Origin of the sequence: Asaccharospora irregularis DSM 2635, assembly GCF_900129815.1 — a bacterium.
Classification (GTDB): domain Bacteria; phylum Bacillota; class Clostridia; order Peptostreptococcales; family Peptostreptococcaceae; genus Asaccharospora; species Asaccharospora irregularis.
In genome coordinates this window covers 60,582-81,575 of the sequence record NZ_FQWX01000003.1, presented here as the reverse complement: position 1 = coordinate 81,575, position 20,994 = coordinate 60,582, and the positions used below count along the sequence as shown (strand labels likewise).

The 20,994-nt window shown below is 28.6% G+C and carries 18 protein-coding genes and 1 riboswitch; of the genes, 4 read left to right on the top strand and 14 right to left on the bottom strand.

Features of this window, described 5'->3' with window-relative positions:
• Positions 1 to 177 precede the first annotated feature (177 nt).
• The gene (locus tag BUB34_RS02375) at positions 178 to 1,272 is read left to right on the top strand and encodes an AI-2E family transporter (RefSeq protein WP_073123875.1); all 1,095 of its coding nucleotides are present in this window, start codon (positions 178 to 180) and stop codon (positions 1,270 to 1,272) included.
• Between the two features lie 57 nt (positions 1,273 to 1,329).
• On the opposite strand, the gene BUB34_RS02370 is transcribed toward BUB34_RS02375, so the two are convergent.
• The 3 genes from BUB34_RS02370 to BUB34_RS02360 all read right to left on the bottom strand — a co-directional run bounded on the left by BUB34_RS02370 (position 1,330) and on the right by BUB34_RS02360 (position 4,568).
• Positions 1,330 to 1,950 (bottom strand): outer membrane protein assembly factor BamD, encoded by a 621-nt coding sequence (locus BUB34_RS02370; RefSeq protein ID WP_073123874.1) that lies wholly within the window; start codon positions 1,948 to 1,950, stop codon positions 1,330 to 1,332.
• Positions 1,951 to 2,062: 112 nt separating this feature from the next.
• On the bottom strand, positions 2,063 to 3,358 hold the full coding sequence (gene lysA, locus BUB34_RS02365) for a diaminopimelate decarboxylase (RefSeq protein ID WP_073123872.1): 1,296 nt from the start codon (positions 3,356 to 3,358) through the stop codon (positions 2,063 to 2,065).
• Between the two features lie 16 nt (positions 3,359 to 3,374).
• Complete coding sequence (locus BUB34_RS02360; RefSeq protein ID WP_073123871.1) at positions 3,375 to 4,568, bottom strand: aspartate kinase; 1,194 nt, start codon at positions 4,566 to 4,568, stop codon at positions 3,375 to 3,377.
• Positions 4,569 to 4,653: 85 nt separating this feature from the next.
• Positions 4,654 to 4,829: riboswitch (Lysine riboswitch) on the bottom strand.
• Positions 4,830 to 5,015: 186 nt separating this feature from the next.
• Between BUB34_RS02360 and BUB34_RS02355 the strand changes: the two genes are divergently transcribed.
• Positions 5,016 to 6,392: an efflux RND transporter periplasmic adaptor subunit gene (locus tag BUB34_RS02355; protein ID WP_073123869.1), complete on the top strand. Its 1,377-nt coding sequence runs from the start codon at positions 5,016 to 5,018 to the stop codon at positions 6,390 to 6,392.
• The gene (locus BUB34_RS02350; RefSeq protein ID WP_073123868.1) at positions 6,392 to 9,424 is read left to right on the top strand and encodes an efflux RND transporter permease subunit; all 3,033 of its coding nucleotides are present in this window, start codon (positions 6,392 to 6,394) and stop codon (positions 9,422 to 9,424) included. Before BUB34_RS02355 ends, BUB34_RS02350 begins: the two co-directional genes overlap by 1 nt.
• 105 nt (positions 9,425 to 9,529) lie before the next feature.
• Here BUB34_RS02350 and BUB34_RS02345 read toward each other — a convergent pair whose 3' ends face one another.
• The 4 genes from BUB34_RS02345 to BUB34_RS02330 form a co-directional block, all read right to left on the bottom strand.
• Positions 9,530 to 10,138 carry a hypothetical protein gene (locus BUB34_RS02345; RefSeq protein WP_073123867.1) on the bottom strand — a complete coding sequence of 203 codons (609 nt, stop codon included), beginning with the start codon at positions 10,136 to 10,138 and terminating at the stop codon, positions 9,530 to 9,532.
• 172 nt (positions 10,139 to 10,310) lie between these two features.
• The gene (locus BUB34_RS02340; protein WP_073123865.1) at positions 10,311 to 11,966 is read right to left on the bottom strand and encodes a hypothetical protein; all 1,656 of its coding nucleotides are present in this window, start codon (positions 11,964 to 11,966) and stop codon (positions 10,311 to 10,313) included.
• Positions 11,967 to 12,118: 152 nt separating this feature from the next.
• Entirely contained in the window at positions 12,119 to 12,682 is a 564-nt protein-coding gene (locus BUB34_RS02335; RefSeq protein WP_073123864.1) for a hypothetical protein, read from the bottom strand.
• Between the two features lie 82 nt (positions 12,683 to 12,764).
• Positions 12,765 to 13,427 carry a hypothetical protein gene (locus tag BUB34_RS02330; protein WP_073123863.1) on the bottom strand — a complete coding sequence of 221 codons (663 nt, stop codon included), beginning with the start codon at positions 13,425 to 13,427 and terminating at the stop codon, positions 12,765 to 12,767.
• A 266-nt stretch (positions 13,428 to 13,693) separates the two neighbouring features.
• On the opposite strand from BUB34_RS02330, the gene BUB34_RS02325 reads away from it, so the two are divergent.
• The gene (locus BUB34_RS02325) at positions 13,694 to 15,358 is read left to right on the top strand and encodes a glutamine--tRNA ligase/YqeY domain fusion protein (RefSeq protein WP_073123861.1); all 1,665 of its coding nucleotides are present in this window, start codon (positions 13,694 to 13,696) and stop codon (positions 15,356 to 15,358) included.
• A gap of 96 nt (positions 15,359 to 15,454) precedes the next feature.
• Here the strand turns inward: BUB34_RS02325 and BUB34_RS02320 are convergent, their stop codons facing one another.
• The 7 genes from BUB34_RS02320 to BUB34_RS02290 form a co-directional block, all read right to left on the bottom strand.
• Complete coding sequence (locus BUB34_RS02320; RefSeq protein ID WP_073123859.1) at positions 15,455 to 16,342, bottom strand: YegS/Rv2252/BmrU family lipid kinase; 888 nt, start codon at positions 16,340 to 16,342, stop codon at positions 15,455 to 15,457.
• Between the two features lie 81 nt (positions 16,343 to 16,423).
• Positions 16,424 to 17,065 (bottom strand): lactate utilization protein, encoded by a 642-nt coding sequence (locus tag BUB34_RS02315; protein ID WP_073123856.1) that lies wholly within the window; start codon positions 17,063 to 17,065, stop codon positions 16,424 to 16,426.
• A gap of 331 nt (positions 17,066 to 17,396) precedes the next feature.
• Positions 17,397 to 17,759, bottom strand: a complete 363-nt coding sequence (locus BUB34_RS02310; protein WP_073123854.1) for a GIY-YIG nuclease family protein — start codon at positions 17,757 to 17,759, stop codon at positions 17,397 to 17,399.
• Positions 17,760 to 17,814: 55 nt separating this feature from the next.
• Entirely contained in the window at positions 17,815 to 18,708 is an 894-nt protein-coding gene (locus BUB34_RS02305) for a hypothetical protein (protein WP_073123852.1), read from the bottom strand.
• A 165-nt stretch (positions 18,709 to 18,873) separates the two neighbouring features.
• Positions 18,874 to 19,431 (bottom strand): hypothetical protein, encoded by a 558-nt coding sequence (locus BUB34_RS02300; protein WP_073123850.1) that lies wholly within the window; start codon positions 19,429 to 19,431, stop codon positions 18,874 to 18,876.
• A gap of 346 nt (positions 19,432 to 19,777) precedes the next feature.
• The gene (locus BUB34_RS02295; protein WP_200787832.1) at positions 19,778 to 20,089 is read right to left on the bottom strand and encodes a DUF2700 domain-containing protein; all 312 of its coding nucleotides are present in this window, start codon (positions 20,087 to 20,089) and stop codon (positions 19,778 to 19,780) included.
• Between the two features lie 177 nt (positions 20,090 to 20,266).
• A complete protein-coding gene (locus tag BUB34_RS02290) occupies positions 20,267 to 20,941 on the bottom strand; it encodes a hypothetical protein (protein ID WP_073123848.1) in 675 nt (224 codons plus the stop codon).
• Positions 20,942 to 20,994 lie beyond the last annotated feature (53 nt).

The following is a 20,994-nucleotide window of genomic DNA, read 5'->3' as shown; positions in this document are numbered from 1 at the left end:
TTATTTAACAGCAAATATATCTATCTGTATAAATCAAATAGGTTAGAAATTTATTTATTGAACAAAATAAGATAGACATAAACTTATAATTATTATAAAATAATCTTTGTTTTTATTTTATATTTATACTAATATATATTTAGCATTAATAATATTGTAAAATCCTAAGGAGGTAACATGATTTCAAAAGAAAATATTAAGTACTACATTTTTGTAGTGTTTGTTTCTATTTTATTATACAAAATGATTGATAATCCTTTAAAGTTTATAGGGGGTATAGGTGGATTAGCAAAATTCTTTAGTCCTTTTTTAATAGGTATACTATTCGCACTTTTATTAAATCCATTGGTTATGATATTCGAGCGTAAGTTCAAAAAACACAGATTAATAAATATTCTTATATCTTATATAATAGTATTTGTGTTGGTTACTGTTGGATTTAAATTAATCGTACCTGCTATAGTTGATACTCTAAACCGATTAATAAAAGAAGTTCCAGAATATATAAATCTCTTAAATCGTTTTGCATCTAGGTATGTATCACAGGCAGAATTCTTAGAGGCTATCATGCCACATATCCAGCATAACTTAAACAGTATATTAAAGCAAGTTCTCGATGTTCTTACGACATTTTCAACAAATGTCGTTGTATACGCTCTTAGTATAACTTCTTTATTATTTAATATACTAATGGGAGTTATATTATCAATATACATGCTGTTTGATAAAGAAAAAATTGCTTTAGGGTTTAAAAAATTACTTTTTGCAGCACTACCAAAACATCTGGCAGATGAAACAGTTGAGTTTTTTAGAATATCTCATGATATATTTTACAATTATATAATAGGAAAAATAATTGATTCACTTATAATTGGTGTGATTGCATTTATTGGATTTGAATTTATTATAAGAATAGATAATGTTTTATTCTTATCATTTATTGTATTCTTGACAAATATAATTCCTTACTTTGGTCCATTTATAGGTGCTGTTCCTCCTATAATCATGACACTTATTTACGATCCTGTAAAAGCCTTTTGGGTTGCGATATTTATACTGATACTTCAACAGGTAGATGGAAACTTCATAGGTCCTAAAGTTATGGGGGATCAAGTAGGGCTTAGTCCTCTTTGGATAATTTCGGCAGTAATGATTGGAGGAAGCTTATTTGGAATTATAGGAGTATTCTTATCTGTTCCTATAGCAGCTGTTATAAAATCTTGCTTAGATAAATACGTTGAAAAAAGACTTCATGTAGAAGATTCTAACTAAAAATAACCTTACTGATTTATATAAATCAGTAAGGTTATTTTTTAATTAATATATATCCTACTGGGCACCCTCTTCTTTTGGATTAGTAGGCTCGGGTTGTGTATCTGGATTAGGCTGCTCAGTACCTTGTGGTTTTTGGTTATTATTTTGATTGTTATTATTCTCTGTACCTTGATTAGTTTCCTCTTTGACTTCTAACTCTACTTCTTCTTTTTTATTTTCTTTTATATATTCACTTTCAGCATCAGATTCAATTCTACCTTTGTCTTGACTAGCTGAATATTTGGCCTTTTGTTTTCTTTCTAATTTTGCTTTTTTAGCTTCTTCACTAATCTTTTTTAATTCAGATTTTCTTTTAGAAGCTTCGTCTTTTATATCTGATGATCCATCTCTTATTTTCTCTATAAGTTCAAGTTCTTCAATTGCTTTATCGTAGTTGGCACTTTCTTCATATTTAGATACCTTTAGCATTCTCATAGCCTGCATATACATAGCCCTAGCATGATCATTATTACTATCTTCTTCTAAGGCATCAGATAATACTTTCATAGCTTCTTTATATTGATGCTTTTCTAACAGTTCTTTACCATGTTCTGTTGAATCATTATCTGATTTAAATGAGCACCCTACAAGAAACATAGATAATGCTGTGATGATCAGAATTATTTTTTTCTTCATTAAATCCCTCCTTGTTTATCTAGTATAGATTTTATCATAATTAGCATTTTTTTAGGATAAAATATCGAAAATAAATGTAAAGATTTAAATCAAGGAGTGTTGTATTTAATTATTATTGCATTTCCAATAGCAATAAATCTTCATAGCTTTGTCTTTTACAAATTAATTTTTCTTCTCCATTAATCACTGAAACTACTGCTGCTTTAGGTATTTTATTATAGTTTGAAGACATTGAGTACCCATAAGCTCCTGTTGATGTAGTTATTAGTATATCTCCACTTTCAATTTTCATGATATCAATATCACCTATCAGTATATCACCGCTTTCACAACATTTCCCTGCTATAGTTACATTGTTGCCTTTATTATTCCCAATTTTATTTACAACACTACATTCGTACTTTGCCTGATATAATGATGGTCTTATATTATCTGTCATTCCTCCATCTACACTTACATAAGTTCTGATATCTTTTATATCTTTTATTGAGCCTACAGTGTACAAAGTACTTCCTGCATTTGCAATTATTGATCTACCTGGTTCTATTATTAAAGTAGGGAGTTCTATATTTAATTTTTTACATGTTTCATCAGCCTTTGAGATAATAGCCTCACAGAAGTCCTTTATAGTTTTGGGTTTGTCATTTTTGCTATAATATACTCCAATTCCTCCACCTAAGTCTATTTCGGTTAAATCTACATTGTACTTTTCTTTTATTTCTTTTACTAAGTTTAACATAATATCAACTTCATCCAAAAAAGGTTCTATATCAAATATTTGAGATCCTATATGTGCATGTAGCCCAACTAATTTTATATTCTTATAATTTAATATTTTTTTTATTGCATCATATAATTCACCATTTGTAAGAGTAAACCCAAACTTAGAATCTATTTGGCCAGTTTTTATATAGTCATGCGTATGAGCTTCTATACCCGGAGTTATTCTAAAGTATATTTTTTGAGTTTTGTTGTTTTCAATGCATATTTTTTCTATTAAGTCTAACTCATAGAAGTTGTCTACTACAAATCTTCCTACTCCAAGGTCTATACCTAATTTTATTTCATCTATCGTTTTATTGTTTCCATGAAAAAGTATATTTTCCATAGGAAATCCCGCCTTATATGCTGTGTATAATTCCCCTCCTGAGACTACATCTAAACATAAATTTTCTTCGTTTATAAGTTTACACATATATATAGGTAAAAAAGCTTTACCCGCATATGCAACTTTATTTTTATTTTCATTTACCTTAAAGTAATTGACATATTCTCTACAATTATTTCTGATTAACTCTTCATCAAATACATAAAGAGGTGTTGAATATTTTTGAGCAAGATCTAAACAACTTACTCCTCCAATGCTTAAAGTGTTATTTTCTACAGTCATGCTTCCATGAAGTTTCATATAAATCTCCCCCAAATTATAAATTAAATTCTTTAGCTATTTTGTTTATAGCAATCATTTTATCTTGTGAATTTATAGCACACGTTATTCTTATTTCAGATGTAGTTATAAGTTTTACATCTATGCTATTTTTGTTAAATATTTTAAAAACTTTAGAGGCTACTCCAGAAGTATTTTTCATACCTAATCCCACCAAAGAAAACTTAGTGATATTATTATCTACTATAATATTCTTTTCATCTGAATAATCTCCAACTATTTTTCTACATTCATCTAAATCTTCTTTTAAAACAGTAAATGATACTCCTACCTTTCCATCCAAAGGAGCTGTTTGGCTTATCATATCTACACTTATACCCTTAGTTGCTATATCTTCAAATAGACTTGATATATATTTTGATTCGAAATCCTTTATAGTTATAGAGCTATCGTTATCACTTGTAGCCAATCCTGTTATCACTTTATCTTCTAATTTCATTTTATTTCCCCCTCTTATATAAGTACCTGTTTCATTTGAACATGAACGCCCTACATATATTTCTACTCCATACTTCTGTGCAAGTTCTACACTTCTACAATGCATAACTTGTGCTCCTAGGCTAGCAAGCTCTAACATTTCTTCATATTCTATCTCATCTAATTTTTTTGCCATTTCATATTTTCTAGGGTCTGTTGAGTAAATCCCGTCTACATCTGTATATATTTCGCACTTACCATTTAGTTTTACTGCTAAAGCTACAGCAGATGTATCTGATCCACCCCTCCCCAATGTAGTTATATCTCCGTCTGTGTTTATACCTTGAAATCCTGTTACTATTACAACCTTTCCTTCATCTAAGCTTTTTTGTATTCTTTCTGTATTTATATCATCGATTAGTGATTTTCCATGTAAACCACTTGTCTTTATATCTAACTGATATGCACTATAACTTATAGAGTCACATCCAATAGCATTTAAGCTCATAGATAATAGTGATGCAGATATCATTTCTCCTGTAGACATTAAAACGTCTAGTTCTCTTTTATCAGGATTATCACTTATATCCTTTGCCAGGTCAATATATTGGTCTGTAGTTTTTCCCATAGCTGACACTACTACCACAATCTTAGAATTTTCTTTCTTTCTTTTTGCTATATTTTCAGCAATTGATTTAATTTTTTCAGTACTTGCTACTGAACTTCCTCCATACTTTTGAACAATTATACTCAATTTTTAAAACCTCCTTATTAATCAATAAAGAGAATAAGGTAATAAAAAACGCCCAAAGGTATACTTTGGACGTAAATACTCAAAGTAACCTTGTAGCTCACCACTTAAATTACTTTCAAGTGACAGTTTTACACATATTATATGTAAAACCAGAAAATTCATCTGCCAACAAATTTTCTTCGGCTATAATTCCTTTTTCTAATCATCTAAGCTTGCAAGCTCCAATTAGATACTCTTAATTATAGCGCCTCTACCCTAGGCTCAATATCTTTTAATTCTTTAATTTGTTAACATAGTTTTATCATATTATCCAAAATATTTCAACTCTTTTTTATAATATTCTTTTTATTTCTATCTAATGCACTGAAAATAGTAATAATTTAAATTTTTATGTTAAATTAAAGAATACCTCTATTTTATTGATTTATCTTTAGTGATATACTATTATTGGTTGTTCTAGTATGTAAATTTTCAATATTCAGTAAAGGGGGAATTATTATATTTCATCAAAAAAATCATAGGTTATTACTATCTATAGTAATTATTTCTATAGCTTTCGGAGGACTATATACCTTTAGATTTATAAATAATAATAAAGTTACAAAAGATAATGATAAAACTTCAGTTGAATTATGCACAGCTGAAAGAAAAAAAATTGAAAGTTATAAAAAGTTTTCTGGTAGTGTTAAGGGGGTCAAAGAAGAGACTATTTCTCCTCAAATGCCTACAGAGGTTAAAAGTATAAGTGTTAAAGAGGGAGATAATGTAAAAAAAGACCAAGTATTAATGGTATTAGATAGTTCTAGTTTAGATGAACAGCTTTCTCAAACAAAAAAAGCATATGAAACTGCTAAGTCTCAAATTAGTGCTGCTTCTTCTGGTATTTCAGAGGCAAAAACTCAGCTATCAAAGTTAAATACTCAAATAAATAGTAAAAAGGACGATTTGAAATCAATTAAAAATGAAATTGAGAAAAGTACAACCAAACTTGAACAATTAAATAAAGATAAACAAAATAATTCTATATCAGAACATGAATTTCAACAAAAGGCTAAACCATTAAATGAAAAAATTTCTTCATTAAATCAGGAATTGCCTAAACTAAGTATGGTAATTTCACAACTATCAGTTCAAAGAGATGCCTTAGAAAAAAACCTATCCTCTTCCAGCACTACAAATATGGAAGGTCAGATTGAACAGGTGAAAAATGCATATGATTCGACACTTGAAGCTAAGGAATCCTTTACACTAAAAGCACCTTTTGATGGATATGTATCTTCATTAAATGCAAAAGTTGGTGAAGTACCAATGGGATTAAATCCTCCTGTTGTAGTTTCAGATATATCTTCTTTATGTCTAGAAATTGATGTTTTAGATGAAGACATAAATTTAATTAATGTAGGTTCTGAATATACTGTTTTTATATCTGATAAAAATGGAAAGAGTTCAAAAACTTCTGGCAAAATAGATTCTATTGAACCTATTTATGACTCAGAGCCTAGAAGTCATACTGTAAAAATTATAATCAAAAATACTAATAAATTAGGTTCTGGTAGTTTTGCTGAAATACAAATCCCATATGCAAGAAAAGATAACGCTGTAGTTATACCTAAAAACGCTTTATTTAGAAGAAATAAGTCTTCATATGTGTACACACTAAATAAAAACAATGAAGTAAAAAGATTAAATGTAACACTTGGAATGGAAAATGACGATGAAATAGAGATAGCTACTGGTCTAAAGCCTGGAACTAAAATTATATCAAAAGGAAAGAATTTTGTATCAGTCAATGAAAAAGTAAACGTAGATAGGGGTGATAAATAATGAAGATAACTGCCTTTAGTATAAAGAGACCAATAACAATATTAATGGCTATTATAACAGTCATAATGTTTGGTTTCGTGTCTTTTTTTAAATTAAATGTAGATATGCTACCTTCATTTAATTTACCAATGATAATGGTTTCAACCTCTTACCCAGGAGCAGGACCTCAGGAAGTAGAGAGTATATTATCCTCTCCTTTTGAGAGTGCTCTTCTTACGACATCCAATGTAAAAAATGTAAATTCAATATCATCTGAAGGGTCTTCTATGATAATGCTTGAATTTGAAGATAAAACGGACATGGACTTTGCTTCAATGGAAGTAAGAGAAAAAATAGATATGGTAAAAGGGATGCTTCCAGATGAGGTTTCTAACCCTATGATTATGAAAATGAATCCTAACATGATGCCTATTATGCAAATTGGTATAAGCATGAAAGGAAAAGACTTATCATCACTATCATCATGGGCAAACGATACTTTGGTACCTTCATTAGAACGTGTAGAAGGAGTAGCTAAAGTAGATTTAAATGGTTCTAGATATCAAGAAATAAAAGTAATTATAAACCCAGATAAGTTGTCATCTTTTGGTATAAATCCTTCTCAACTTGCACAATTAATAGCTAGTGAAAATATAAATGTTCCTGGAGGTACAATAAAGGAAGGTGATTTTAATATACTAGTTAGAACTTCTAACTCTTTTAAATCAATTCGTGATATCAGGAAAATACGTATTCCTACGCCAACAGGGGATGTAATAAAACTTAAAGACGTGGCAAAAATTAAGCTAGGCTCAGATAAGAGCTCTGGTGTAGTAAAAATAAACGGTGAGGATAGTTTACTTTTATCAATACAAAAAGAAAGTGGTTCAAATACCACTAAAGTTTCTAAAGGAGTAAACAAAGCATTAGACGATTTAATGAGTACTAACAAAAATCTAAAAGTTAATTCTGTATTTGATCAAGCTGAATTTATTAATTTATCTCTAAATGCAGTCAAAACTAATGCTATAATTGGTGCGGTTTTATCTATTTTAGTTTTATTAGTGTTCTTAAAGGATTTAAAAACCACTATAATTATGGCTATATCTATTCCTATATCTATAATAGCCACATTTGTATCTATGTATTTTAGCGATATGACACTTAATATGATATCACTAGGCGGTCTAGCACTTGGTATAGGTATGCTTGTTGACAACTCAATAGTTGTTATTGAAAATATATACAGACTTAAAAAACTAGGCTTATCTAGCTATGACGCCGCTATACAGGGGACAAAAGAGGTAGCCTCAGCTATAACAGCTTCTACACTTACTAGTGTATCAGTATTTTTACCTATTTTGTTTGTTGATGGTATAGCTGCAACAATATTTAAGGAAATGGCATTAACCGTTACATACTCCTTAGTTTGTTCTCTTATAGTTGCATTTACATTAGTTCCACTGTTAGCATCAAGGCTTATTACGGATGATGCATTTAATAAGGAAAATAAAGTAATAGAAAAGATAAAGGATAAATACTTCTTTGTACTTAAATGGTCCTTAGAAAATAGAAAATACATAGCCCTTGTATTAGTACTATCTTTATTATTTGGAGGTCTATCTCTTACTCAAGTAGGATTTGAATTTTTCCCTACAGCAGACCAAGGTATAATTTATGTAGATGTAACATCACCAAAAGGGACTAATATAGATGTCGTAGAAAAAACACTGACAAATGTATCTAAAAAAATAGGTGCTATCCCCGAAGTTGAAACTACTGCTTCTTTAGTTTCAGACTCTGAGTCCAACTCATCGATTATGTTGGTATTAAAAAATAAAAAGGAAAGAAAAAAATCAGACTCAGAAGTATCTGATGAAATACGAAATAAATTAGGAAATATCTCAGGTTGCAAGATAAATGTACATAGTGCATCTAGTATGATGTCAATGTCACCATCATCAAGCCCAATAACAATATCTGTATCCGGTTATGAGTTTGATACATTAGAAAAGATATCTAATGATATAATCAAAAAAGTTAAGGGTGTAGATGGGGCTGTAGATATAAAACTTGCTGATGAAAAGAATGCACAAGAAATAAGAGTTAATATAAATAAAGAAAAGGCTGCTAAATATGGTGTAACTAGCCAAATGGTATCTCAAGCAATTAAGCAACAACTGCAAAGCTCAAAGGTATCTAGCTTCTCAGTAGAAGGTAAGAACTACGACGTAAATATATATGCAAATGAAGCAAAATCCTCAACGCTATCTGATCTTTTAAATATAAATATATTTACACAAACAAACGAAAAGATAGAGCTGAAAAAAATAGCTACACTTGAAAGAAACGAAGGATATCATAGCATAAATAGAACAAACCAAGTTAGAACTATGACAATTAATGCAAATGTAAAGGATAAATCTCTTGGAAAAGTTGTAAGCGATATTGAAAAATCAATAAAGGATTATAAACTACCAAACGGATATTCAATCTCTTTTGGTGGCGAAGTAAAACAGATGAACGAATCTTTTTCAAATTTACTACTTGCATTAGTATTAGCTGTGGCTTTAGTTTATATGGTAATGGCGGCTCAGTTTGAATCACTACTTAATCCATTTATAATAATGTTTACAGTTCCACTGGCATTTGTAGGTGCTGTGCTTTCGTTATTTATACTCAACATACCAATAAGTATGCCTGCCATGATTGGATTTGTAATCCTAACAGGTATAATAGTAAATAACGGTATTGTGCTAGTAGATTTAATAAATAGGCTAAGATTAGAAGGAAAACCTACAAATGCAGCTATACTAATAGCCGGGCCTACAAGACTTCAACCTATACTTATGACGAGTCTTACAACTATTTTAGGACTCCTTCCAATGACTTTAGGCATAGGAGAGGGCGCTGAAATACAATTACCTCTAGCTATAACTGTATCAGGTGGCCTAATATTTTCAACAATACTTACTTTAGTAGTAATTCCTGTTGTTTATAGTTTCTTGGATGATACGAAAAATAAATTATATAGTAGATTTGGAAAAAATTAAATTTTTATTCTAAAACACGTAGTTTAAAAGCGATTTTTTGTTCTGAGTTTTACAATATAATTTAGTAAAATATATAAGAGATATCCCTTGTTAGCGGGACATCTCTTATATATTTTTAAATAGTTTATCCAAGCTTGTATCTATAAAGCTTAGATCACAATCTATATTTGAAATTCTATCTTGTTTTATACATGATGATGTTATTATCAAAACTTTAGGAACCTTTACAAAAGGAATTGTAGAATTTTTAATTTTTATATCTAAGTCTCTATACTTGGAAATATCAAAACTATTGTCCAAATCTATATCTACCAAAACTTGTTTTATCACATTACAAGGATCTATATATTCTATAAATATATCATAATTTGTTTTATCGACCTTAACATTCCTATAAAATCTCTTTACTTGCCCTCCTGCAAGGTTAATTTTGATGACTAATTCAGACCCTATTATTACTTTTTCAAGATCTTTCCCCTTGTAGGTTTTTCCTCCGTTTAGATAATAAACATATGAATTATCCCTATACCCGCAATAATTTATATTGCATGGATATTTTTTTAATGTGTAGTCATTACACATTTTTCTTAAAGTTTTTTTAAATGGTTTTACAGTATATCTTCTCCTTGTTCCAAAAACTTTTCCAACCTGAGTCTCTGTTATACATCTTACTCTGCTAATTAAAAGTAGTATATCTTTTTCTATTCCTATCATTATGTCTAATCTCCTTGAAGTTATTTAATTACCAAGTTGTACTATCATTATATTAATTTAGGAATAGAAACTTTACAAATTATAGATATAATTATTAAAATTTTAAAAAAAGCATCTGTAAAAAGATTATAAATCAATCTACAAATGCTTTTTTATATAAAAATTATCGACTTTATTGTTCTAGAGTTGCTTTGTCTGAAACAGTACCAGTCTCTCCAATATTTAAGTTGTTAAACTCTATAATATCAACTAAATTTTGCTCTCCCTTTTGGAAGGCTATTTTTACTTTATCTCCTATTTGAGATAGTGTAAGTTCATTAGATACCTTTGAACCCCCCTTAAAAATGACATCATTTTTAGAATCAATAGTTAAATAATATGAAGTATTCCCATTTTTAACATCTGAATTAATTCTGGTTATAGTTCCTTCTACTTCTTCTCTTGTTGTATCATTTTCTAAATTCACATTATTTCCCTGAGACTCTAGTGAATCTCTATAGTTTCTAAGTGCCTCTTCTTTAGTTTCTCCAAGTCCTAATACACTAAAATCCTCAACAGATATAAATGCAACCATTTTTACAAGCCCAGCTTTGTCCTTTAATGATGATACATAGGTAGGTTTGCCTAATATATTATACATTACAGGGAATGTAGCTTCATAATTCATTTGTTGTACTTTACCTTCTGCTGACTTCATGGCAGCTGATTCAGTTGCACCAGGCTGTTTATATAATTTTGCCTCTTTAGTACGCGAATCTACTAACATAAAACCTATAGTAGACTCATCTCCTCCTGAAGATGTTATTCCTGTGTACCAATATGACTTATTGTCGTTTCCATAGACTAAAGATGTTCCCTCAGTAGGAATTAATACTCCTTCTTCTGAAATAGCAGAGTTTAAAAATCCTCTAATATATCTTCCCCAGTTATCTATTTGGTTTGCAACTACATCTTGTGGTTGTATTCTATCAACCCATTTTGGAGTATCTTTTATAGAATATCTTTTTACGCTTCCTGTTTCTGCATCTACTATAGCAATCCCTGTGCAATTAGCTCCACTATATCCTACTTTATGCTCATATAAACTAGCTACCCAATAAGGTCTTCCCTCATCATTTATCTCTAAAGTCAAGTCTGTAATACCTACATTTAATATGCCATTTATATACATATGTCTTTGTAAATCCTGATGAAGGTATGCATCTGGTTGGTATACAATTTTTACAGGTTTATTGTCTATTGATTGTACTAATCTGACATCTTGAGGATTGCTTGCAGATACCATTACATATCCATTACTACCCTCTAGTGATGTTATCCACTTAACTATATCTCTATGAACTAATGGTGCAACCCAGTATAGTTCTCCTTTTACACTTTGAATATGAAATTTACCTAGCTTTGAAACACTTCCTAATGCTGGGCTTTCACCTAGTTTTTTATCTCCTAACTTCATAGCCATGTCCTCGTCTACAAGACGTATATCTTTTACACTGACTGGACTTACATCTTCTGTAAATTCACTTTCTTTAACATCACCAATTAAATTTCTATATGCTTTAGCATGAAGTATAGGTGTTGAAGTTATGAAAGGAACAGCAACAATATAAATAATTAAAGCTATTGCTATTGAAAAATTATACTTAGCAATTTTGGATGTCTTTTCAGCCCTATCAAACATCATATCTAGTAAACCTGCCACCACAAAGAATATGGCTAAAGTAAAGAATAAAGATACGAAATCTAATCTCAATACAGGTAACTTTATAAATGCATAAACAGCAACTACTAGAAATGATATAAAGTATGTTTTTACATATCTTTTCATTTAGTACCCCTTTCGATAATAAATAGTTATTATTACCATTATATATATTTATTAAAAAAAAATAAATACCCTTCTATGATAAGAGGTATTTATTTTAAACTTGGCTTTATATTTAAAATAAAATTCAACTTTGTGCCTTACTAAATACTGTATTATGCGTTTGAAACCTCAGATACAAAGGAATGTCTTTCCATGTAATAGTGGGATAATAATCCCTCATATTCTAAAGTCAATGCTTTTAAATCATAAAAATCATTTGGTCTTACTTGATAAGATTGTTTATCTAATATTTTAATATCACTCTTTTGAAGCATATCTGCAACAAAATGAGAACATACATATTTATATTCAGCACATCTAGGTCTATTTACGCATAAATATACAAGTGCTTTTACATCATAGTCATATTTTTCTCTATTATTACTTACTTTCATTATATTTTCATATAAGTTTTCGTACTGCAAATCCGTTATGTCCAGCGAGTAAACCCTACACATAGTATTTTTTCTAATTGCATATAATCCCTGATTTATATTTTCCTCAACAAATCCAGCAAATAGCGGCGTCTTAGGATTCAATCTCCCAAAAGAATACATTGGCTTTAAATCTTCATTTAAAGCTATAGAAACATGTGCATACGGGGTTTTACTTATATTTCTTATTAGATAAGATAGGACTGTACCTGTATAAGTAGTTATTATATATATCTTCTTCATTTTTCCCCCTCTTAAAAAGCATCATAAATTTATAATTAACTTTATCAGTTTATCATAAATACAACTCAATTTCAATCACTTTCTAACCTATAACCCCTATTTTACTATTTTTTAAAAATTCCATAACATTTTCTGCTTCTACCTCTACATTTAAGATTACAATATTATCCTTTACATCAACCTTTTTAACTAACATTGGGTAAATATTGCTTTTATCAACTATAAATTTATTGCCTTCTACTTTTAATCCTGATGTAGATTTATACTTTTTAAGAACATTTTTTATTATAGTGTTGCTAACCTTTATTTTACCTATTTTAAAATCATTTAAAGTTGCAACTAAGTTATCCTTTTCTACACCCAAATCTAAATACAATTCGTATTGACTATCTATAAATCCCAATACCTTGTATGGAGAAACTATTTTTATTCTGTTCTTTACTACTTGGATGTCTGAGTATTCTACATTCTCCATATCAGATTTTTTCATAATTGTATAGACTAAATTTTGAACAGTTTCATCTGATACATTTATTTTTCCTTCTAATCTAAGGGGATTATTAAGAACTTTGAATGTATCTATAGATGCTCCCTTTAATAAATCCTCTGTAGTTACTACTCTATTCTCTTTATTTGTACTACTTAAATCCAATTTTTCACTCGGAGTTAAGAAGTAGTAAATAGCACCTACAAGTATAAGTATTATAATTGCTATTATTGCTAAAATTTTTGTTATATTTTTCATTTTTATCCCTTCCACTTTCTTATTATTATACGCCATCTAATATTATACATATTTTTTGTTAACTCTCTATATATTATTGCTCAATTTTCAAAAAAATTATCATACTTACATAAAATTTTATCTTTTGGATAATACTGTAATTAACAGTTGTATTTAATTTACCTAATTTATCTTTGATTTTTTACTAATATTAGATTAAAATTAATAGTATGGATTATAGTATATTTTTACTATACACAAAATAAATTAAGTGAGAGGTATAAGATATGTCAAATGAAATGAATTCATCTAACTTTATAAGAAATATTATTATAAATGACTTAGAAACCGGAAAACATGACAGCATCATAACACGTTTTCCACCAGAACCAAATGGTTACCTACATATTGGACACGCTAAAAGTATATGTCTTAACTTTGGACTTGCCGAAGATTTTAATGGCAGAGTTAATTTAAGATTTGATGATACTAACCCATTAAAAGAAGATGTAGAGTATGTAAACTCTATAAAAGAAGATGTCAAATGGTTAGGATTTAACTGGAACAATCTATACTTTGCATCGGATTACTTTGATGAGATGTATAACAGAGCTATACTTTTAATAAAAAAAGGAAAGGCTTACGTTTGTGATTTAAATCAAGATCAAATAAGAGAATACAGAGGAACTTTAACTGAGCCCGGAGTGGAAAGCCCTTATAGAAACAGATCTATAGAGGAAAACTTAGAGCTATTTGAAAAAATGAAAAATGGAGAATTTGAGGATGGAGAAAAAGTCTTAAGAGCGAAAATAGATATGTCATCTCCTAACATAAATTTTAGAGATCCTATAATATATAGAATTTCTCATTCCACTCACCACAACACTGGAGATAAGTGGTGCATATATCCAATGTATGCATTTGCTCATCCTATAGAGGACGCTATAGAGGGAATAACTCATTCTATATGTACACTTGAATTTGAAGACCAAAGATCTCTATACGATTGGTTTGTAAGAGAGTGTGAAATGGAAAATGTTCCAAGACAAATAGAATTTGCTAGACTTAACCTTACAAATACAGTAATGAGCAAAAGAAAACTAAAACAATTGGTTGACGAAGGTGTAGTAGATGGATGGGATGACCCACGTATGCCAACTATATCAGGTGTTAGACGTAGAGGGTACACTTCTGAATCTATACGTAACTTCTGTAGAGAAATCGGTGTATCCAAGGCTGATTCTACAGTTGACAGTCAATTATTAGACTACTTCCTAAGAGAAGATTTACAGCCTAAAGCTCCACTTGCAATGGGTGTTTTAAGACCTTTAAAATTAGTTATAACTAATTACCCAGAAGATAAAGTTGAGATGCTTGAAATAGAAAATAACGCTAAAGACGAATCTAAGGGTACTAGACTTGTTCCTTTCTCAAGAGAATTGTATATAGAACAAGATGACTTTATGGAAGAACCAGTTAAAAAATATTTTAGACTATTCCCTGGAAATGAAGTTCGTTTAAAAGGTGCTTATTTTGTAAAATGTAATGATGTCATTAAAGATGAAAACGGAAATGTAGTTGAAATACATTGTACTTATGATCCAGAAACTAAAAGTGGTTCAGGTTTTACAGGACGTAAAGTAAAATCCACTATACACTGGGTTGACGCTAAAAATGCTGTTGCTTGTGAATTTAGACTGTTTGAACCATTAATACTTGATGATGATCCTGAAAATGAAGGCAAACATTTCTTAGAACAAATAAATCCTAAATCAATAGAAGTATTACAAGGTTTTTCAGAACCTACTCAAATAAAAGATGCTAAGGTTTTAGATAAATTCCAATTTGTAAGAAATGGATTCTTCAGTGTAGACAGCAAATACTCAACTAAGGATAAGTTAGTATTTAACAGAGTTGTTCCGCTAAAGAGTTCTTTTAAACCACAAAAATAAATTTCAGAGTTTTTTTATTTAGATTAAATCTAAATTCTCTAATTTAAATAAAATAGAGTTGATTGTATGGAAAATACCATTCAATCAACTCTATTTTTATATAATACCTAGTATTTCTATTCCATCCTTTATACATTCCACTGTCAAAGGAAAATCAGGCCCCTTTTCACCGTCTATATCAGTTATTAGATCATCTTCACATTGTATCTCTAATCTTTTAGTTTTAAAATATAATAGCTCATTCTCATTATAATGATCTAGATGCTCTCCCCTTAGAACACTTATAAGTACTGGTATTGATTTTGGGATTGGCATCGCTTTAAAAATAATAACATCTAAATATCCATCATCTACTTCAGCTTTATAGGCTAAGTTTATGTTTCCAGCAGTTTTACCATTGAAAATTAGCATAAGGTACATATCTCCACTGTAATTTATTTCATCTGAGGTTACATTTATAGCAAATTTCCTCATATATAATGCCTCTTCTATGCCTTTTATGTAGTATGAAACCTTTCCAATAGAATTTTTAAAATCCTTATTTATACGCTGAGATACATCTGTAAACATACCTGCACTTGCGACATTTATAAAATACTTGTGATTTATTTTGCCAATATCTATTTTCTTTGGCCTTGAATTTATTATATTTTTTGTTGCCTCTTCTAAATCAAATGGTATCTGAAGAGCTCTTGCAAAGTCATTTGCAGTACCTGTTGGTAATATACCAATAGGAATATTTATATCGAGTGACTTCATTGCATTTAGTACCATATCGGCAGTACCATCTCCTCCTGCCACTATTAAATGGTCATATGTATCATCTATGTCTTCTAGCGATTTACTTACGCTTTCCTCTATATTTAATCTATATGGTATTAGCGTGTAATTATTTTCTTGATAAATTTTTATTATATTATCAAGTTGGCCTATTATTTTCTTTTCGCCTGAGTTTGGATTATATACAAATTTTACCTTTTTCATTATTCCCAGCGTCCTCCTTCCAAGAACAAACCTCTAGACATATAGCTCATGTTCTATAGGCAATAATAATTGGAATATCTACTAGTATCCGTAGTTTCCATCTATGAATATTACATGTATCCTACCCTTAGCCCTTTGTCTTTTTATCAGTGTATACTCACAACATATTCTGTCTGGACTTGAACAGTCCATGCAAACGCCTGTAGTTTTACAAGGTGTATTTACATTTAATCTTTTAGCATTTGTTGGTCCAGAAATTACTTTAGTTCTATTTATAGCTTCATCTACATCACTTACTATTTTGTTTATACCCACAACCACTACAACTTTATCAGGTCCATAAAGCATAGCAGCAACTCTATTACCATTTCCATCTACATTATAAAGCTCACCACTTTCTGTTATTGCATTGGTACTAGTCAGATAAACATCTGAACACAGTGATTTTCTAAATAACGCTTTCATTTCATCTGGAGTAATTCCTTCTTCATATCTATCTAAAAAATTATATTTCCCATTTCTTATAAAATCTATAATACCTGTTTCAAATAAAGTCATTGAACCTCCACAACCTACTAAACTTCCTTCTTCTATCAACTCGTCTATCTTAGCTAAAAGTTCTTCTTCATTTTTAACAAAATATCCACTCATATTATTACTTTCTAAAGCTTTTATTGTTCTCTCTACCCTTTTTTCATTTATATACTTTAAGTTTTTATCCATTTAATATCTCCTCCCTAAATATTTTCTATTCATTAAACTATGAATAAACATATGCTTTAAATATATATTATCATATTTTTAAATAATTTCTATTGAATACTGTAATTTAACTTATTTATATTAAAAAAGTGTGCTGCTAAATTTACAGCACACTTTTTTAAAGTTTATTACATCTATTTTAGGAGTTTTTTATTAATATATTTCTAATCATTCTTCTTGAGTATATTGTATACAATATGCGTGTATGAGTCAAGAGTTTTTTAATATAAATTTCAATTTCTGGAAATTCACTTTAAACATTATGAGTATTAAATGTTAAATTTAAATTATTCTATCTCTTATTTAAGTATGATTTTTCTTTGTCGAATCTCTCAATCCATTTTTCTTCTAATTTCTTTAATGATTCTTTAAATAAACTAATACTTTGATCTTCTTTTAAATCTATTTCCTCAAGTATTTCAAATTGAAAGTTTTCTCCTTTGAACTTTTTCCAATCATCTATCAACCTAGGATGAACTGCAGAACCTGTTTTAACTGAAAAATTAAACCTATTGTGATAACTTTTTAAGTCAATATCACTTAATATTAAGTATTTTTCATTGATTTTATTAGTTATTTTAAAAACTCCCCCGGAAACTTTTCTCTCCTTATACTCCATAGCCACTTCTTTTCTATGATTTTTTTCATTATTCATCTTAATATTTATCCTCCAGAAATTAAATTTATTTTTTGTTTTTAACTTTTTATTTTTAACTTTTCGCTTTGTTTCTGCTTTTATTTACATTGTAGCGATTCCTACATACCTTGCTGCAATATTTTTCATTATCATTTTTTGCTATAAATACTTTCTTACAGTTTTCACATCTTTTTAATGTATTTTTGCTATCTGCTACCGTAAAAGAATAAATAACTTCTATAGCCACCTTAAGAGAATCAAAATCCCATTCTATATACGGACTATCTAGGACTGCTACACTAAGACCTATATTCTCAGCCTTAAACTTCCCAGCCATTATAGTGACACTTTCTGTAAGTTTAATATTTTTATAAACTAAGGTTTGGTTTATGTGGGTAGATATGTTCTTTGCAAATTCCACTATCCAATCTACTCTCTCACAATAATATTTTGAAAATACAAGATCCAAAATCAAAGGCCTTTTTCCATAAAACTTAGGCGAATCTTCTGCCTTAAATAATGTCATGTGCTTACCTAATTTTCTCAAATAAACCTCTTCTTGTTTGGCAAAAGGTATAAACATACTTATATAATCATCTTCATCCATTATTTTATCCTTTGATTTCAAAATATTAGTCGATGTAAGTAAGACTTTTGACTCTCCTATTATGTCCCTATTATATACACTAGAAGTTATTACTCCTAGTAAACCGTATTTTTTCGCAAACTCTATTACAAGATTATTTATATCTTCCTCCCCTATTTCTCCTGATATAGCCTTATCCCCTAAATCTATTACATCAAGAAGTAGTTCATTAGATTTTTCAAACGGATCATAAATAGTAAACTTAGACCCTTCCTTAGGGCATATATAATGCTCATTCTCCTTAGTTAGTTTTATTTCATATTCTTCATATTTAATCCATTCAGTTCTCAAGTTTCCAGTTAAAGTTATATTCTTATCCATCTTCTCTCCTATTTTTGTAATACTTTTATTTTAAATCATATTACAATATTATACTTTCTTTTCTTCTATGTCAATAGATATCATATTTTTATTATCAAATCTATTATATTCATTTTATTAACGCAAAAAAACCAATAGATTATCTATTGGTTTTTTGAACTAATTTTACTTATTGTTATCTAGGTTATCCTCTTTTATCTGTTTGTCTAAGATTTTTATATGAAGCCTAATTTCTTCTATTTTAGCTCCTATTAAATTCAGTCTAACCATTAAATCTTCTTTTGCCTTTTCTGTTTTAGCATTTCTAATTTCTTCTTCCGTATTCAAATATACTTTTTCTAATATAATAACCCTTTTCATAAGCTCATTATATAATAATTTAGGATCTTCGTACATAACCTTCTTGTTTACTCCAACAAAGTATGAAATCTTATAATATATAAATGCTATAGATATATTAGCTATGATGCTAATAACTAAATGATTTACATTTTTTGTAATAAATATAACAGATAAAAATACTATTAAATTGAATATAAACAAATTATTTATTAATTTATCATTTCTTATACTTTCATTATCTTTATATTTCATAAACTTATACGGAATTATTATAGTGGCTATTGGAGCTAAAAACTCCAATCTCATTTCAATAACTGCATATATTAAACTAACAGTAATTAGAAGATTCATGGTTTTGTTTATTTCATTTATTTTTTTCATGCTAATAATCTCCTTTAACTTATACAAACTATTTATATTTTACATATATAAAATTCAAAGTTTATATTTAAAAACCTCAAAAATAGTTTTTAATTTTAAAAAATATGATACTATAAATACACAAAATATTCAACCCGATCACCTAATAAGTTATCCGGTCTTTTCTTTGTTTATTTTATTAATATACCCTTTTTTTTATAACTAACACTACTGTATATATTTTAACATAAAAAATACTCCTCTTTGTAATTACAGTTTTTATATTTTTAACTGTTTATACTGTAAAGGGAGCATTCTATAAACTAGATGATTTTTAAATATTAGCCATTTTATTTCTAGGAATGTTTTAAATAGAATCACTTTTTTTTATTGCCATTCCTATAATCATTCCACCTATCATTCCAAAACATGTACCATAAGAAATACTGAATAGTCCAAATTTATTTGTAAATATGGAACCTATACCTGCTCCAAAACACATTCCTAAGGACATTCCTATAGACATATAATTTTCTTCTGTATCCTCCTCATTTTCACTAAATGTTTCATTTTTAAAAGTTTCCTTTTTTTCACTTTTCTTCTTAGTATTATTTACTAATAAGACTACTGCAATAGAAACAGCTATCAATGGTAAAATAATCAAAATAATACCAATCATTTTTCTATATCCTCCAATTTTTCCGATTTGTTTATAACCCCTTTATACAAGCTGTGATATTCTTAATTTAAAATATTTCATATAGTATTATATTAACACATGTTAATTCTTTTTGTTTATTTTTGTGTAATAACTTAATTATACAACTAGCAAAAAAAGTAGGCTATTAACCTACTTTCAATTCCTAATATGAAGTTTTTTATACAGTAAAGTATTATTTAACTCATGGATTAATGGATATATTCTACTTTCATTATATATATTAACGTTAAAATATACATCCTCATCATTAATATCTTTATCCTTTATAATAACTTTTACATTATTAAATTTACTATCTTCACTTACTCTATCTTCTTCTATTAATATAACACCTATACACTTATATATCTCATGACTAGCTTTATTTACTTTTTTAGGTATTACTTTACATTTAAAAAGGTATATTTCATTTTCACTAATTTCTTCTACTGAATATATATTATTTTCTTCTATTAATTTGCCATCTATCATTCCACTATAATCAATATCTCTATTAGTTTTTATAGTATCTGATATATTATAAATTATCATCTCTTTAATTTTCTTCACTCTATTATCCATAAAAATACTATGTATGTTTTCTACTTCTTCTATATATCTTTTAATATTCCCTTCTTCTTTAATAACTTTAACTCGTGTATCCTTCATAAGTTTTTCTATATCTTTAACAGTACCTTTCAGTTCAGTTAACTTTTTCTCTAACCTATCTTGATTTTTAATTACCTCGTTTATGTTTTCTAATGATTCAATAGATTTCTCAAGTATATTTATAAGTTCTTCATTTGATTTATTATCTTTATTATTCCCCATAGTAAATCACCTCTGTTATTACTATTCAGTATTATATAATTTTATAATAAAAA

Bases quoted from the DNA above. Each gene is read 5' to 3' on its own strand.
- BUB34_RS02340 (WP_073123865.1), bottom strand. From the start codon at position 11,966: ATGAAAAGATATGTAAAAACATACTTTATATCATTTCTAGTAGTTGCT.
- BUB34_RS02325 (WP_073123861.1), top strand. From the start codon at position 13,694: ATGTCAAATGAAATGAATTCATCTAACTTTATAAGAAATATTATTATA.
- BUB34_RS02375 (WP_073123875.1), top strand. From the start codon at position 178: ATGATTTCAAAAGAAAATATTAAGTACTACATTTTTGTAGTGTTTGTT.
- BUB34_RS02310 (WP_073123854.1), bottom strand. From the start codon at position 17,759: ATGAATAATGAAAAAAATCATAGAAAAGAAGTGGCTATGGAGTATAAG.
- BUB34_RS02315 (WP_073123856.1), bottom strand. From the start codon at position 17,065: ATGGATAAAAACTTAAAGTATATAAATGAAAAAAGGGTAGAGAGAACA.
- BUB34_RS02290 (WP_073123848.1), bottom strand. From the start codon at position 20,941: ATGGGGAATAATAAAGATAATAAATCAAATGAAGAACTTATAAATATA.
- BUB34_RS02300 (WP_073123850.1), bottom strand. From the start codon at position 19,431: ATGAAAAAAATAAATGAAATAAACAAAACCATGAATCTTCTAATTACT.
- lysA (WP_073123872.1), bottom strand. From the start codon at position 3,358: ATGAAACTTCATGGAAGCATGACTGTAGAAAATAACACTTTAAGCATT.
- BUB34_RS02350 (WP_073123868.1), top strand. From the start codon at position 6,392: ATGAAGATAACTGCCTTTAGTATAAAGAGACCAATAACAATATTAATG.
- BUB34_RS02345 (WP_073123867.1), bottom strand. From the start codon at position 10,138: ATGATAGGAATAGAAAAAGATATACTACTTTTAATTAGCAGAGTAAGA.
- BUB34_RS02320 (WP_073123859.1), bottom strand. From the start codon at position 16,342: ATGAAAAAGGTAAAATTTGTATATAATCCAAACTCAGGCGAAAAGAAA.
- BUB34_RS02370 (WP_073123874.1), bottom strand. From the start codon at position 1,950: ATGAAGAAAAAAATAATTCTGATCATCACAGCATTATCTATGTTTCTT.
- BUB34_RS02330 (WP_073123863.1), bottom strand. From the start codon at position 13,427: ATGAAAAATATAACAAAAATTTTAGCAATAATAGCAATTATAATACTT.
- BUB34_RS02295 (WP_200787832.1), bottom strand. From the start codon at position 20,089: ATGATTGGTATTATTTTGATTATTTTACCATTGATAGCTGTTTCTATT.
- BUB34_RS02335 (WP_073123864.1), bottom strand. From the start codon at position 12,682: ATGAAGAAGATATATATAATAACTACTTATACAGGTACAGTCCTATCT.
- BUB34_RS02305 (WP_073123852.1), bottom strand. From the start codon at position 18,708: ATGGATAAGAATATAACTTTAACTGGAAACTTGAGAACTGAATGGATT.